This is a genomic window from Bradyrhizobium sp. WSM1253, from assembly GCF_000244935.1.
GTDB classification, from domain to species: domain Bacteria; phylum Pseudomonadota; class Alphaproteobacteria; order Rhizobiales; family Xanthobacteraceae; genus Bradyrhizobium; species Bradyrhizobium canariense.
On sequence record NZ_JH600073.1, the window covers coordinates 5189787 to 5203035 of the forward strand.

General features: G+C 63.6%; 14 protein-coding genes. 8 read left to right on the forward strand and 6 right to left on the reverse strand.

What is annotated here, in order from left to right; genetic code table 11:
- Window positions 1-382: 382 nt before the first annotated feature.
- From BRA1253DRAFT_RS25920 to BRA1253DRAFT_RS45890, 3 genes are all read right to left on the reverse strand, one after another.
- Entirely contained in the window at window positions 383-628 is a 246-nt protein-coding gene (locus BRA1253DRAFT_RS25920; protein ID WP_007599245.1) for a PilZ domain-containing protein, read from the reverse strand.
- A gap of 247 nt (window positions 629-875) precedes the next feature.
- Window positions 876-2213, reverse strand: a complete 1338-nt coding sequence (locus BRA1253DRAFT_RS25925; protein WP_007599246.1) for a DUF2235 domain-containing protein — start codon at window positions 2211-2213, stop codon at window positions 876-878.
- A 286-nt stretch (window positions 2214-2499) separates the two neighbouring features.
- A complete protein-coding gene (locus BRA1253DRAFT_RS45890; RefSeq protein WP_007599247.1) occupies window positions 2500-2631 on the reverse strand; it encodes a hypothetical protein in 132 nt (43 codons plus the stop codon).
- A 361-nt stretch (window positions 2632-2992) separates the two neighbouring features.
- On the opposite strand from BRA1253DRAFT_RS45890, the gene BRA1253DRAFT_RS25930 reads away from it, so the two are divergent.
- The 3 genes from BRA1253DRAFT_RS25930 (at window position 2993) to BRA1253DRAFT_RS25940 (ending at window position 4022) form a co-directional block, all read left to right on the forward strand.
- The gene (locus BRA1253DRAFT_RS25930; RefSeq protein WP_007599250.1) at window positions 2993-3250 is read left to right on the forward strand and encodes a hypothetical protein; all 258 of its coding nucleotides are present in this window, start codon (window positions 2993-2995) and stop codon (window positions 3248-3250) included.
- 1 nt (window position 3251) lies between these two features.
- Window positions 3252-3548: a hypothetical protein gene (locus BRA1253DRAFT_RS25935; protein ID WP_007599252.1), complete on the forward strand. Its 297-nt coding sequence runs from the start codon at window positions 3252-3254 to the stop codon at window positions 3546-3548.
- Window positions 3549-3743: 195 nt separating this feature from the next.
- The gene (locus BRA1253DRAFT_RS25940) at window positions 3744-4022 is read left to right on the forward strand and encodes a DUF1488 family protein (RefSeq protein WP_007599254.1); all 279 of its coding nucleotides are present in this window, start codon (window positions 3744-3746) and stop codon (window positions 4020-4022) included.
- Window positions 4023-4104: 82 nt separating this feature from the next.
- On the opposite strand, the gene BRA1253DRAFT_RS25945 is transcribed toward BRA1253DRAFT_RS25940, so the two are convergent.
- The 3 genes from BRA1253DRAFT_RS25945 to rpmB form a co-directional block, all read right to left on the reverse strand.
- Window positions 4105-4884 carry a DUF3732 domain-containing protein gene (locus tag BRA1253DRAFT_RS25945; protein WP_007599256.1) on the reverse strand — a complete coding sequence of 260 codons (780 nt, stop codon included), beginning with the start codon at window positions 4882-4884 and terminating at the stop codon, window positions 4105-4107.
- A 49-nt stretch (window positions 4885-4933) separates the two neighbouring features.
- Entirely contained in the window at window positions 4934-5215 is a 282-nt protein-coding gene (locus tag BRA1253DRAFT_RS43730; protein WP_007599258.1) for a hypothetical protein, read from the reverse strand.
- A gap of 249 nt (window positions 5216-5464) precedes the next feature.
- Entirely contained in the window at window positions 5465-5776 is a 312-nt protein-coding gene (rpmB, locus tag BRA1253DRAFT_RS25950) for a 50S ribosomal protein L28 (RefSeq protein ID WP_007599259.1), read from the reverse strand.
- A gap of 574 nt (window positions 5777-6350) precedes the next feature.
- Between rpmB and BRA1253DRAFT_RS25960 the strand changes: the two genes are divergently transcribed.
- From BRA1253DRAFT_RS25960 to BRA1253DRAFT_RS25980, 5 genes are all read left to right on the forward strand, one after another.
- Window positions 6351-7160 (forward strand): DUF3108 domain-containing protein, encoded by an 810-nt coding sequence (locus tag BRA1253DRAFT_RS25960; protein ID WP_007599261.1) that lies wholly within the window; start codon window positions 6351-6353, stop codon window positions 7158-7160.
- 592 nt (window positions 7161-7752) lie between these two features.
- Window positions 7753-11199, forward strand: a complete 3447-nt coding sequence (locus BRA1253DRAFT_RS25965; RefSeq protein WP_007599262.1) for a helicase-related protein — start codon at window positions 7753-7755, stop codon at window positions 11197-11199.
- Between the two features lie 84 nt (window positions 11200-11283).
- Complete coding sequence (locus tag BRA1253DRAFT_RS25970) at window positions 11284-11553, forward strand: RNA-binding S4 domain-containing protein (RefSeq protein ID WP_083869901.1); 270 nt, start codon at window positions 11284-11286, stop codon at window positions 11551-11553.
- 132 nt (window positions 11554-11685) lie between these two features.
- Window positions 11686-12024: a ferredoxin FdxA gene (fdxA, locus tag BRA1253DRAFT_RS25975; protein WP_007599264.1), complete on the forward strand. Its 339-nt coding sequence runs from the start codon at window positions 11686-11688 to the stop codon at window positions 12022-12024.
- 344 nt (window positions 12025-12368) lie between these two features.
- Window positions 12369-13205 (forward strand): CarD family transcriptional regulator, encoded by an 837-nt coding sequence (locus tag BRA1253DRAFT_RS25980; protein WP_007599265.1) that lies wholly within the window; start codon window positions 12369-12371, stop codon window positions 13203-13205.
- The last annotated feature ends 44 nt before the right edge of the window (window positions 13206-13249 follow it).

Below are 13249 nucleotides of genomic sequence, written 5' to 3' on the forward strand. Positions count from 1 at the left end.
GGCGAGCTGAACCAGCTCGTGCTTCAAATTGATGATCTGGTCCAGCCTGGCCCGGAACAGATCGCCCGATCCCGTCGTCCTATGCTTCTTCGGTCGCATCGCCACCTCCGATGCGACCACCGAATCATGACTGGCGATTCGACGGAATCCTGAAAATGAAATTGCAAGGTTCCGATGCCCCAAGCATCAAAATCCTGCATTCCAAAAACAGTCCACAAAGTCAAATGCGATCCTAGCTCAATCGCTTAGCCGCTCTTCACGGACGACTTCGCAGGTCGCCGACACCTTTTGCTGGGCCACCCCTCTCCCCAACCCTCCCCCACAAGGGGGGAGGGAGCCGAGCGGAGTGTGGAGCGCGGCCTTGTTCAACAGCTGGAAGGACTCAAAACACCACGCCCACTTTCGTGCCGCGCTTCCACGCCACGCGGCAGCGCTTCTTGGTGTTGACATGCAGCAGCTCGAAGCGATCGGGAATCTTCACCTGGCCGCCGAGATCGACGCAGGCGCCGCCCGGCGAATAGTCGATCAGCGTGCAGGGGATCACCGGCGCGCGCGGGTCGGTGATGATCTTGGCCTGGCGGGACACGAGGCCTGCGGGTTTGACGCGGGCATGTCGGCGCGGATGCATTGGCACTCTCCTCCAATTTCCGCGGATGGCGCGGGTGGTTTGTCGATGATGCCAAGGAGTTGATTCGATCCGGCTAAAGCGGGGCGGAGAATTTTAATGAAAAGTATTGGCGAATGGAGAAAGGAGCGGTAGCGGGGTGCGGCTGCCATCAAAGCCCGTCCGTCATTGCGAGCGCAGCGAAGCAATCCAGACTTCCTCTGCGGAAAGATTCTGGATTGCTTCGCTGCGCTCGCAATGACGAGCGGAGTCACCCCACCACGATCTCCCCCGCCTCGCCTCCAGCGCCCACACCCGGCGGCACCGGCATCGGCACCGTCACATAATCCTTCGGCAGATTCACCGGCCGATAACCGGGCTCCACCGCCATCCGCTTCAACACGCTCTCATGCACATGCGAGCCTTCGGGAATGAGGCGCGGTTCGCAATCGGGAATGTAGAGCCCCATAAACACCTTCCGCTCCGGCCATTCCTTGTAGGTCGCGCTCTTCGGCAGATACTCCAGCACGCGCCAGGGCGCCGTCATCGAATTGTGCAGCTCGCCCGTCTTGCCGGTGTAGGCCGGCTCCACATATTGAAACGGTGAGTTCTTGCGCTGGATGCCCCAGGCGAGCTGGTTCACCGTGCGCGGGTTGAAGTTCAGCCCGGCCTTGGCCGCCTCCTCGATCATCCAGAGCAGCGGATATTTGGACTCGCCGCTCTCGGCTTCCGGATAGCCGCCGCCGACGTCGCAATGCACGCCGGCGAACCACACCTGCAGGATGTCCTGCGGCTCCTTCTTGTCGTCGGGCACGAAGCGGTTGCGCCAGTAATCCTGCGGCTCCTCATACTGCTTGAGGCGGAACATGCAGCGCCGCTCGTCGATGGCGATCGCCTGGCGGAAGATGTTGACGCTGGGATTGCGCAGCGTGAAGGCGAGCTCCTCGAAGCTCGGCAAATAGCCCCGGTCGGCGCGCGGCACGATCACGCTCGCCACCGTGTCCCAGACGCCGATGAAGTGGATGGTCGGCCAGCGCGACGAGGTGATGCGTGCGAACTGGGCGGCGAGATCGAACTTGTTTTTCGGCAGCGGCCCGCTGTCGTCAAAACCCTCATCGACGAGGTCGCTGACATCGTTGCCGCGCCCGGTGCCGGAATATTGCTTGTAGGCGACGAGGCCACTGCCTGCGAGGTTGGCCTGCTCCGGCGAGATCAGGCCGATCTTGTGGATCAGCCCCGCCAGCACGCGCACGGTATAGGCGCCGCGCGAGAAGCCGAACAGGTAGATCCTGTCGCCCGGCGCGTAGTGCTCGACCAGGAAGCAATAGGCCGACAGCGTGTTGTCATCGAGCCCGTAGCCGGTGGCGAGCCCCAGCACCAGATTGATGTTGGCTTTCCAGCGGTGCCACGTCGACGGCTCGGTCACCGTGCCGACCCCGGGATCGTAGAACACCATCTGCCGCGGTCGCGTCTTGTCGGTCTTGCGCAGGCAGCGATACAGCTTCAGGACGTTGGAGATGTTTTCGGAAATCTCGTTGCCGGTGCCGTCACAGCAGATGACGAGATTCTTCGGCTCGGATGTGTGGTCGGCGTTGCGCTCGTGCTCCACAGGATACCCCTCCCGCTGATGCTACCCGGGCGAGTATAGCGGAAAAGCGCGGGGAGAAGGAGATGTATGGCCGGAAGTTCGACTGCGGCCATCCTTCGAGACGCCCGCCTGCGGCGGGCCCTCAGGATGAGGGATGAGTATGCGGCGGCATTTCAACGCACATGAGTGCAGCCAAGCCTCATCCTGAGGAGACCGCGAAGCGGTCGTCTCGAAGGACGAGGCGCTCGCTCAGGCGCCGCTGAGCGTCCTATGCGAGAGCCCCGCCGTTTTGAAAGAGGCCTCGCCGCTACTTCTTCTTCTGCCCGATCTCCGGCTGCCACGCCGCATCCTTGCGGCTGGGCGCCGCGGCGCTGGTCTTGATCTTGTCTTTCTTCGGTTTCTTGGTCTCGCGATTGCTGCGTTGCTGTCCCTTGGCCATGACGTCGTCTCCTCCTGGGTTTCGAATTCGTCCGCGTGCGAGATCGGCGCTGCAATGGTCGCTGGGCGAGGCGACGAGTTACACCTGCCCGAGCCATTGAAAGATCGCCGCTGCGCACACGAGGCGCGAAAGATGCAGCGCAACATCGACGCGCGGCAATTGCGTGAGCTGCGCTGACACGTTGGAGCGTACGCCCGCGCCGCGCCGATGGCGAGGACTAAAACGCCGCGCGCGAGTGTCGCGCTTGCAGCTTAAGTCCCGGCCCGCGCTGACATAAAGCTGGCTATTGCCGGGTAACAAGCGCATGGTTCGCCACGGCTGGCGTCGGTTGGGGCCCCTTCTTTGCGAAAGGCAGGCGCGCATGACCATCCGCTCGCGGCGAGAAACCATCACCTTCAAACATCCATTCCACATCCGCGGCGTCGCGCGCGAATTGCCGGCGGGCGCCTATGAGGTCGTCACCGACGAGGAGATGATCGAGGGCCTGTCCTTCGCGTCCTATCGCCGCGTCGCCACCATGATCACGGTGCCCTCCGAAGGCGTGCGCGGTGCGACGGAGATGCTGTCGATCGGCTCGGTCGACCTTGCGGATGCCCAACGTATCGACGCGAGTGCCTGAAATGACTGACATTCCGGTCGATCTCGACAGCCACCGCGGCATGGCCGCCCAGAAGGCAACCGATCTGCGCCGCGCGCTGGCCGATGTCGAGGCCCAGGTCAGGGAGCTGCGCGAGCGCGAGGCCGAGCTCGAAAACCGCATGATGTCGGTGCCCGCCACGTCCTGGCCGGAGGCCGCCGTGAAGGCCCGCCATCTGCTCAATCTCTATGCCGCGAGCCTCCCCGCCGAGGACACCCGTCACCGTGCGCTGGTCGCCGCGCTGTTCGACGATTTCGCAAGGCTCAACGGCGACGGCTGACGGCAAGCCAACTCGTGGCGCCATCGCGCAACGCTCGCAAGCACACCCGTCGTCCTGGCGAAAGCCAGGACCCATAACCACCGAAGTCAGTTGTTGTGCATCCTCGTGCCACAGCGTGCTTCGATACGCTGACCGACGCCCCCAGTGTGTAATTGCGCACAAGGCCGGCACGACGCGGACGCAAAGGAGTACCCCATGACGCTCACCACCAGCCGCTTCATCGCCCACGACCAGGACCGCGGCATCGTCCAGTTCTCGATGCAGGACGGCAGTAAGGAGATCGCCTGCGCGATCTCGACCTCCGCCATGGACGACCTCGAGCGCGGCCCGCGCGCCAGGCCCAGCGAGCGCGAAGAGCAGTTCACGCGCCTGCGCGAACGCATCGAAGCCTGCACCGGACGCAAATATCAGGCTACGGAGTTCGAAGGCACGCCGCCGGGGATCGTGCTGCGGAGCATTGATTTTCGGGGGTAGGGGGCTGCTCTCAGCAAGGTATCTCGCTCGACATTCTTTGGAGCCTGCCAACGCGACGCCGGCGCGTTGCACGAAATGGCGATCACCAATCTGAGGGAACGAGTGCCTTGCCGCGCCATTCCTCTGTAAGGGAGACGTTTGGGATGCCGCCCCAAACGCCTTCGTCGGCGTGGTCGAGGACGATGATTTGAAGCCGTCCACCTGCGGCCTCGACCTCTCGTCCCAAAAGAGCAAACACCTTGCGGACTGCTAGAACGTCCTGATCGCGCAGCGCGAACGCTTCAGTCGCGTCATCGCTTGCGGCCCGCTTCGGAAAATAAACTTGGCTAGGTTGATCATAGATCAACAGAGCAGGTACGAAATGTTGAGGCTCAGCGAGAAAGAATTTTTGCAACGCGAGCGTCAAGCTGACGTGATACGCGAGCCAATTCGCCCCACTGCCGATTTCCCAAAGATAGTCATCTCTGCTGCCGCGAACTACCTTTACCGTAAGGTCGTCGATTATGAGCCTCACGGGAGCATCCGGCCACTCGGCATCTAGCTGCGGCACCAGTTGAGTGGTCATGCTCTCAATTCGGGTGAGCGCGTTATTTAGTTTGCGGCGGATCTCTGCGTCAGAGACTGTCTTCTGAAGGGTTTCAATTTGCCTTCGAAGTCCTTCGATCTCCATGCGTAGGTCGGATGATTGGTCAGCCCGGTCATACAATTGCAACGCCTGTTCGAGGCGACCTAGAAAGCGTTCGACTCGGTCGAAATGATCGGCGACCTCGCGTGCGGCTTCAGAATCTCTCTCCAAGTTACCAATTTCGCCTCGAACCTCGTTCAGTCGACTAGACGGAGATAAGTTCAAGGCCAACTTCATCGCTTTTGTTCAAAGAAATAATCTTCCCGGTTTGCTCACATCCCTATCTTCAAAGCCAGAAGAAGAGCAGGTCGCAGCAATTCTCGTCAAACGACCAACCTTCATCCGCCCATTCCTTTGCCATTCCGATGGCTGAATGACAAAGAGCGTCGACTAGCTCGGCGACCACGGTTGTCTTAATGAGCGCGCGTACATCATCCAGCAGTTCTAGCGAAACCTGAGCTCCACTAGGGCAGGTTAAGAGATGATAGCAGAGACGGACCTGTTGCAGGGAAAAGCCCAGGTATGGTCCGGGTGCAGCATGTTTTACGGCTTTTACAGCAACGTTCATTCCCGCCCCTGACGACTAGCCACAATGAGCCGAGCCGATTTCCCTTCTTATTCTTGCACGCCTCGGTTGATGATCAATAAGGCTAAAGCATAGGCTGCGAATCGATGAGAGGGGAGTCCCCGTGTTCCGAGGCCATAGCCTTGATGCACAAGAAAAAACGGCCGGATCTTCCGATCCGGCCGTTACGCAAAACTTGATCCAGCTAAGCCTACGCCTCGCGACGCAAGCCCTCGCCCAATTCGAAAATTCTTAGCTCGCCTTCTTCTCTGGCGCAGGGGCCGGGCCGATCTTCTTCTGGATGGCGCGCTTCAGCTCGAGGGCGCGCGGCGACAGCACGGCGGCTTTGGCCTTGAGCAGGAAGGGATCGAGGCCGCCATTGTGGTCGACGCTCTTGATCGCGTTGGTGGAGACGCGCAGGCGCACGTTGCGGCCCAGCGCTTCGCTGATGAAGGTCACGTTGACCAGGTTCGGCAGGAAGCGGCGCTTGGTCTTGATGTTGGAGTGGCTGACCGTGTGGCCGACCTGGGGGCCCTTGGCCGTCAATTCGCAGCGGCGAGACATGGCAAAATCCTCAATCTTTCCCAACGATGTGCGGCCGCCATTCGGGGCGCCACGGGCAAATTCTCTGTCCTTGCAGGGAGCGGGCGGACGTATAGGGGGGAAGCGGCGGGACGTCAAGGTTTTGGGGCGGGTTTCGTGCTCCAAGGTAGCTGTCATCGCCCGGCTCGACCGGGCGATCCAGTACGCCGAGACGGTACGGCTGACCAGAGGGGCCGCGGCGTACTGGATGCCCCGGTCAAGCCGGGGCATGACAGCGGTGGAGGTGGCGGGGTGAGGTGCGCGGTTCTGACCCGCCCCGATCACCAAAACGGCAATGATTATCGCGCCTTACCATCACATAAAGGGCGTATTCGCGCCCGAAGAGTCCAGTGGAGTTCCGGACGCGGAGTGGCCCGGACACATTGCTTGGCGCGGGTTTTGGCTTAAGTAACAACCGTTCGCGCCCCGATTGGATTGTTTCGTGCTCACAACGTCTCATCTTGCGCCAAGCCTGCGCCCAAATGAGCTGCGCTCAGCGGAGCGGCGCGCAAGGAATCCACGCGCAAGTCATCCGCGCTCTGCCGGCCGCTGGGTCATGGCGGCCCTTGGCGGGCTGGTTTTGGCGTGGGCGGCGGAGCCCGCGGCGGCGCAAGGCAAGCTCGAGGCGCAATACGAGGCGACGCTGTCGGGCATTCCCGTAGGCCGAGGCGCCTGGAACATCGACATCCAGGACGATGTGTTCGCGGCCGCGGCCTCCGGCGGTACCTCGGGGCTCTTGAAATCGTTCGCGGGCGGGTCGGGCACCGGCGCCTCGCAGGGCCGCGTCGTCAACGGCGCGCTGGTGGCGACCGGCTACCAGGCCTCCACCACCACCTCGAAGAAGACCGAAGAGATCCGCATCACGCTCGACAAGGGCAATGTGAAGGATTTTGCCATCCTGCCGGAGCCGCCGGTCGATCCCGACCGCATCGTCGTCATCGACGCGCATCGCCGCGGCGTCTGGGATCCGATGACGGCCTCGCTGGTGCGCGTAGCAGGCAGCGGCGACGTGCTGTCGGCGGACGCCTGCCACGGCAGCGCCGCCGTGTTCGACGGCCGCATGCGCTACGAGCTCAAGCTCGATTTCAAGCGCATGGAGAGCGTGAAGGCGGAGAAGGGCTATCACGGCCAGGTCGTGGTCTGCTCGCTGTATTTCGTGCCCATCGCCGGCTACATCCCCGACCGTCCCGTGATCAAATATCTCGCCGCCCAGCGCAACATCGAGGTCGCGTTCGCGCCGATCGCGGGAACGCGCATCCTGGTCCCGTTCTGGCTGAAAGTGCCGACCCCGCTCGGGCCGGCCATGCTGGAAGCCACCAGCTTCATCACCACGGCCCAGCCGCCCAGGATCGCGAAGACGCAGTAGAGGGGCGTCCCGTGCTGAATCTCCCTTTTTGGTGAAAATAAACGCAAGCGATTTCAATGGCATCCCTACTGTGCATGGGGTTGTTTTCGCACTTTTTGTTTGGGAGGGCTCCAGGGCCGGGAATCCATTTGACTCCTCCCCGATTCTGATTCGACTCCGCGCCGTCCCCAGCTTTAACGAATCCGCCACCGAAACGTCGCTTGTGCGGCGGGCCAAAACTCCATCTAGTGCGAACCCAATAAGCCTCCCGCGACATCTTGCGAGAACGGAACAGGACTCAAGGGGGAGTCAGCGATTCGGCCGCGATTCGTTCTCAACTCGTTCCGAAGCTTAAAGCCAACGGGAAAAGCGTCGCAAAGTGAGACAGTTGCGCGGGATTTGGGAAGGGGCGCCGCATTCTCCGCCGTCATGCCCCGGCTTGACCGGGGCATCCAGTACGCCGCGCCCTCTCGGTTTGATCTGCGCCGCCTCTGGAATACTGGATCGCCCGGTCGAGCCGGGCGAGGACAGCAGTGTGTGAGGCGAGCCCTTCGCGCCACCGCCCCAAAACAGCACTGACATTCGCCCCAATCGCCATTACCTAATCCCCCAGATGCCTTTTTCCTCCTCCCCCTTCGCTTCCGAGCGGCTTCCCGGCGCCGGCGTCACTGCGGTGCTCGGTCCCACCAACACCGGCAAGACCCATCTCGCCATCGAGCGGATGCTCGCGCATCCCTCCGGCATGATCGGGCTGCCGCTGCGCCTGCTGGCGCGCGAGGTCTACAACAAGATCGCAGCAAGGGTCGGCCCCGACGCCGTCGCGCTCGTGACCGGCGAGGAGAAGATCAAGCCGAAAGCGCCGCGCTATTGGGTCTCGACCGTCGAGGCGATGCCGCGGGATCTCGACGTCTCGTTCCTCGCCGTCGACGAGGTGCAGATCGCCTCCGATCTGGAGCGCGGCCACGTCTTCACCGATCGCATCCTCAACCGGCGTGGCCGCGACGAGACGCTGCTGCTCGGCGCAGCGACGATGCGGCCCATTATCGAGCGGCTGCTGCCGGGCGTCTCCATGATCACGCGGCCGCGTCTGTCGCAGCTGGAATTCGCCGGCGACCGCAAGATCACGCGGCAGCCGCGCCGCACCGCCATCGTCGCCTTCTCGGCTGACGAGGTCTACGCCATCGCCGAGCTGATCCGCCGCCAGCATGGCGGTGCCGCCGTGGTGCTGGGCTCGCTGTCGCCGCGCACCCGAAACGCGCAGGTTGCGATGTTCCAGAACGGCGAGGTCGATTACCTCGTCGCCACCGACGCCGTCGGCATGGGCCTCAATCTCGACGTCGACCACGTCGCCTTTGCCTCCGACCGCAAGTTCGACGGCTACCAGTTCCGCCGCCTGACGCCGTCCGAATTCGGCCAGATCGCCGGCCGCGCCGGCCGCGCCACCCGCAACGGCACCTTCGGCACCACCGGCCGCTGCGCACCGTTCGAGCCCGAGCTCGTCAATGCGCTGCAGAACCACACCTTCGACCCCGTGAAGGTTTTGCAATGGCGCAATTCGAAGCTGGATTTCGCTTCCCTCGGCGCGCTCCAGGTCTCGCTGAACCTAGCCCCCGGCCATGAGGCGCTGACCCGCGCGCCGATCGCCGAGGACATGCGCGTGCTCGACCACGCCGCCCGCGACGCCGAGGTGCGCGATGTCGCGCATGGCAAGGATGCGGTGGAACGGCTGTGGGAGGCCTGCCAAATCCCGGATTATCGAAAACTGTCGCCGGCCGCCCATGCCGAGCTGGTGACGACGCTGTACGGCTTCCTGATGCGGAAGGGGTGCATCCCCGACGCCTGGTTCAGGACCCAGATCGACCAGGCCGACCGCGTCGACGGCGATATCGACACGCTGTCGGCCCGGATCGCGCAGATTCGCACCTGGACCTTCGTCGCCAACCGTCCCGACTGGCTGAAAGACCCCGAACGGTGGCAGGGGATCGCCCGCGAGGTCGAAAATAAATTATCGGATGCGCTCCATGAACGCTTGACTGAGCGTTTCGTTGATCGCCGGACCAGTGTATTGATGCGCCGCCTGCGGGAGAACACGAGCTTGAATACTGAAATCGGCAAGACCGGCGAAGTCATCGTCGAAGGCCATGTCATCGGCCGCCTCGATGGCTTCACCTTTGCACCGGATGCGGCGGAAGCCGGCTCCGATGCGAAAGCGTTGCAGGCTGCAGCGCAGGCCGTGCTCGCCGGCGAGATCAACGCGCGCGCCGAAAAACTGGGCAATGCGCCGGACGAGCAGTTCGTGCTGACCTCGGAAGGCATCATCCGCTGGACCGGCGATGCCGTGGCGCGGCTGTCTGCCGCAGAGGACGCGCTGCATCCGCGCATCCGCATCATCTCCGACGAACGCCTCACGGGCGCCCCCCGCGACAAGGTGCAGGCCCGGCTCGAGCTCTGGCTCAAGACGCATATCGAAAAGCTGCTCGGGCCGCTGTTCGAGCTCAGCAAGGCCGAGGACGTCACCGGCATCGCCCGCGGCATCGCCTATCAGCTCGTGGAGGCGCTCGGCGTGCTGGAGCGCCCGAAGATCGCCAACGAGCTGAAGGACCTCGACCAGCCCTCGCGCGCGACCTTGCGCAAATACGGCGTCCGCTTCGGCGCCTATCACCTCTATTTCCCCGGCCTGCTCAAGCCGGCCGGGCGTGCTCTGGCCGCGCTGCTCTGGGCGCTGAAGCAGGACAATGTCGATCCCTCCGCGCTGTCGGGCGCGCAGCATCTGGCGAGCTCCGGCCGCACCTCGTTCCCGGTCGACAAGCAGCTGCCGCGCGACGCCTATCGCGTGCTCGGCTACAAGCAGGCCGGCGAGCGCGCCGTCCGCGTCGACATCCTGGAGCGCCTGGCCGATCTGATCCGTCCGGCGCTGGCCTGGCGCGAGAACGCGTCCGGCGAAAAGCCCGCCGGTGCGTTCGACGGCCGCAGCTTCGTGGTGACGCAGGCGATGACCTCGCTCACCGGTTCGGCCGGCGAAGATTTTGCCTCCGTGCTGCGTGCGCTCGGCTATCGCATGGACAAGCGCCCGCCGCTGCCGGCGAAACCCGCCGCGGCTGTTGCCGAGATCCCTGTTGCTGACGCGGCTGCTGCTGAAGCCTCCAGCGAAGAGACGCCCGCAGCCGAAACGTCGGTCGAGGACGCCGCAGTGCCTGCGGAAACCGCGATCGAAGCCGCCGCCGAGCCTGTGACCGTCGAAGACGCGCCCGGCATGGAGCAGCACGACGAGCCCGTGCAAGACGAGCCGGCGCTCGAAGCCTCCGTCACGCCGGAAGACGCTCCCGGCATCGCGCCGCCTGCGGAAGAGGCTGCGGCACCCGTTGAAGCCGCCGAAACCGCACCTGCCGAGACCGCACCTGCCGAGACCGCGTCTGCAGAGACTGCTGCAACCGAAGCCGCTGCGTCGGCCGATGCGGCTGCGCCTGTGGAAGCCGCGGCAACGCCCGCCGAGCCCGAGCTCATCGAGGTCTGGCGTCCCGCCGGCCGTCACGACGATCGCAAGCCGCGCCACGAGCGCCATCGCAACCAGCGTCATCACCAGCCGCGTCCGCAGGCGGCTGCTGAAGCAGGCACTGCGCCTGCCGAAGGCGAAGCCCAGCCTGCCGCCGACGGCGAGAAACGCGGTGAGCGTCATCGCCATGGCGGCGGTCATCGCCGGGATTCCGGCCGCGATGGCGGCAGGGACTTCCGCAAGCCGCGCGAAGGTGGCGCCGAAGCTGCGCCGCGGCCCGAGGGACGCGACGACAAGAACCGCCGCTTCGAGGGCAAGAATGGCGGCAACAAGGACCGCGACAACAAGGATCGCAACAAGGGCAAGTTTGGTGGCGGTGATCGCGACAAGGGTCGCGACAACCGTGGCCGCGACCGCGACAAGGGCCGCGACCGCCAGGGCGGACCCTCGCTGCGCCCCTATGCATCGAGCGCCAATCCGCGCGAGCGCGATCGCCCGGTCGATCCGAACTCGCCGTTCGCAAAGCTCGCTGCGCTAAAGGAGCAGCTGTCCGGGCGTAAGGAGTAGCGTAGCGTTTTCAAGCGAAGTGCGGAGCGGTTCGCGTGAAGAAAACGCGTCAGAGGGAATAGAGTCACGACCGAGCGGCAGCGCATCGACAAATGGCTATGGCACGCGCGGGTGGTGAAGGCGCGCACCTCCGCTGCCGAGCTTGTCGAGTCCGGCCATGTTCGCGTCAACGGTGCACGCGAGAAATCGCCGGGGCATGCGATCAAGATCGGCGACGTGCTCACCATCGCGCTCGATCGCACTGTGCGCGTCTTGAAAGTCACCGCCTTCAACGAACGCCGCGGCGATGCCGCCTCGGCCCGTGTGCTCTACGAAGAGCTCGGTGAAGGCCATCCGAATTCTCAGCGCAATTAATTGCGCTTTGAATTCATTTCTTGGTCGATCAAGCGCATAAAGCCGTCATGATCGGCCGTTCCTGAGCTTGCGGCGCCGGGCCATCCGCGCTACGCAAGCCGCGACTTTTAAAAGAGCTTTTCGGAGCGTTGGATGACTTACGTCGTCACTGAAGCGTGCATCAAGTGCAAGTACACCGACTGCGTCGAGGTCTGCCCGGTCGATTGTTTCTACGAGGGCGAGAACATGCTCGTCATCCATCCTGACGAGTGCATCGATTGCGGCGTGTGCGAGCCGGAATGTCCCGCCGATGCCATCAAACCGGACACGGAACCGGGCCTGGAAAAGTGGCTCACGGTCAACGCCGACTACGCCAAGAGCTGGCCGAACATCACCCAGAAGAAAGAATCACCTGCCGACGCCAAGGATTTCGACGGCATGGAGGGCAAGTTCGACAAGTATTTCTCCGCGAACCCCGGCTCCGGCGACTAATTCGGGTCAAACTTAACCCTATTAGCGGCGTTACCGCCGAAAACCAGCCCTTAAGACCCCTAAATCATTGATTTTTGCGGGAAATGTGCTATATTGGGCACATTGAGCCGAACCCTGGTTAGCCCCGTCGGCCCCGTTGGGTTCCCGTGAAACCAAATGTCGAACAGGGGCGTGGCAGTTTCCGCGCGCAGGCTGTGTCACAGAAAACGCGTAAAAAGAGTACTTCAGCGAAGGCTTCCCATAAGGACGCCAAGAAAGTCGCCGCGGCCAGCCGTAGCGCATCCAAGGGTCGGACCGCGACTAAGGCGCCGGCTGCAAAGTCCTCGAAGAACAAAAGAAGCGCAATGCCTAACAAGACTGCCAAGCCGGCCGCGAAAGCGACCGTTGCCAAGCCTGTTGCCGCCAAGCCTGCCGCCAAGCCCGCTGTTGCCAAGACGCCCGCTGCCAAGGCTCCCGCTGCCAAGCCCGCCGCGCCAAAGGCTCCTGTTGCGGCTGCTCCTGCCAAGGCTCCCGTCGCTGCCGCCAAGCCGGCCGTGAAGCCCGCGGCTGTTGCGCCGAAGGTCGAGGAAAAGAAGGTCGTGACCCAGCGTCAGGGCTTCAAGGCCAACGAATTCGTCGTCTATCCCGCCCACGGCGTCGGCCAGATCCTGGCCATCGAGGAGCAGGAGATTGCCGGCGCGAAGCTCGAGCTGTTCGTCATCAACTTCATCAAGGACAAGATGACGCTGCGCGTGCCGACCGCCAAGGTCGCCAATGTCGGCATGCGCAAGCTGTCCGAGCCCGCGCTGGTGAAGCGTGCGCTCGAGACCCTCAAGGGCCGTGCCCGCGTCAAGCGCACCATGTGGTCGCGCCGCGCCCAGGAATACGAAGCGAAGATCAACTCGGGCGACATCGTCGCGATCGCGGAAGTCGTGCGCGACCTCTATCGCTCCGAATCGCAGCCCGAGCAGTCCTACAGCGAACGCCAGCTCTATGAAGCCGCGCTCGACCGTCTCTCCCGCGAGATCGCGGTGGTGCAGCACTCGACCGAGACCGAAGCGGTCAAGGAGATCGAGGCCCAGCTCGCCAAGAGCCCGCGTCGCACCGGCGCCAAGTCCGAAGCCGCCGAAGGCGAAGCCGACGCCGAGGGCGATAGCGACGAGACCGAGGGCGGAGCCACGGTCGCCGACGAGGCCGCGTAAGCGGCTCGCGCGTCGATCGCAACAGATCAAAAGCCCGGCCGTTT

Excerpts from the sequence above, each read along its gene's own strand:
- BRA1253DRAFT_RS25920 (WP_007599245.1), bottom strand. The coding sequence starts at position 628 with ATGCATCCGCGCCGACATGCCCGCGTCAAACCCGCAGGCCTCGTGTCC.
- BRA1253DRAFT_RS45890 (WP_007599247.1), bottom strand. The coding sequence starts at position 2,631 with ATGGCCAAGGGACAGCAACGCAGCAATCGCGAGACCAAGAAACCGAAG.
- BRA1253DRAFT_RS25930 (WP_007599250.1), top strand. The coding sequence starts at position 2,993 with ATGACCATCCGCTCGCGGCGAGAAACCATCACCTTCAAACATCCATTC.
- BRA1253DRAFT_RS25935 (WP_007599252.1), top strand. The coding sequence starts at position 3,252 with ATGACTGACATTCCGGTCGATCTCGACAGCCACCGCGGCATGGCCGCC.
- BRA1253DRAFT_RS25940 (WP_007599254.1), top strand. The coding sequence starts at position 3,744 with ATGACGCTCACCACCAGCCGCTTCATCGCCCACGACCAGGACCGCGGC.
- BRA1253DRAFT_RS25945 (WP_007599256.1), bottom strand. The coding sequence starts at position 4,884 with ATGAAGTTGGCCTTGAACTTATCTCCGTCTAGTCGACTGAACGAGGTT.
- BRA1253DRAFT_RS43730 (WP_007599258.1), bottom strand. The coding sequence starts at position 5,215 with ATGAACGTTGCTGTAAAAGCCGTAAAACATGCTGCACCCGGACCATAC.
- rpmB (WP_007599259.1), bottom strand. The coding sequence starts at position 5,776 with ATGTCTCGCCGCTGCGAATTGACGGCCAAGGGCCCCCAGGTCGGCCAC.
- BRA1253DRAFT_RS25960 (WP_007599261.1), top strand. The coding sequence starts at position 6,351 with ATGGCGGCCCTTGGCGGGCTGGTTTTGGCGTGGGCGGCGGAGCCCGCG.
- BRA1253DRAFT_RS25965 (WP_007599262.1), top strand. The coding sequence starts at position 7,753 with ATGCCTTTTTCCTCCTCCCCCTTCGCTTCCGAGCGGCTTCCCGGCGCC.
- fdxA (WP_007599264.1), top strand. The coding sequence starts at position 11,686 with ATGACTTACGTCGTCACTGAAGCGTGCATCAAGTGCAAGTACACCGAC.
- BRA1253DRAFT_RS25980 (WP_007599265.1), top strand. The coding sequence starts at position 12,369 with ATGCCTAACAAGACTGCCAAGCCGGCCGCGAAAGCGACCGTTGCCAAG.